The 417-nt window shown below is 74.6% G+C and carries 1 pseudogene; it reads left to right on the plus strand.

What is annotated here, in order from left to right:
- Window positions 1-82 precede the first annotated feature (82 nt).
- Window positions 83-417: pseudogene (locus tag AC5RUJ_RS18520) on the plus strand (septum site-determining protein Ssd); the annotation flags it as partial.

Below are 417 nucleotides of genomic sequence, written 5' to 3' on the forward strand. Positions count from 1 at the left end.
GGCCGGGCTGGCACTTCGCCCCGACGGACGCCCCGACGGATTGCAGGGGGCCCCGGATGATGCCGCTCGTGGGGCCGCCCCGATGCTGCTGGGCACCGCCGGGCATCACCGGGTGCAGCGGACCAACGGGGACATCATCGTGGTCGGATTCATCGACGAGGCACCGGCCCTCTGGGATCTGGCGGCCTCCACGGGGGCCGGGCGGGTGGCGGTGCTGCCCGAGGGTGCGGTGTGGCTGGCGGAATACCTGAGCCGGACCTGGCGGCGTGAAACGGCCGGGAAGGTGGTTGCCGTGCACGGGGCCAGCGGTGGAGTAGGGGCCTCTGCCCTGGCCGCCTGGCTGGCCGCGGAGGCTGCCCGCTCGGGAACGGCCACGGTCTTGGTGGACGACGACCCGCTCGGCGGAGGGCTCTCGGC

Source organism: Arthrobacter sp. Y3223164 (assembly GCF_059091005.1).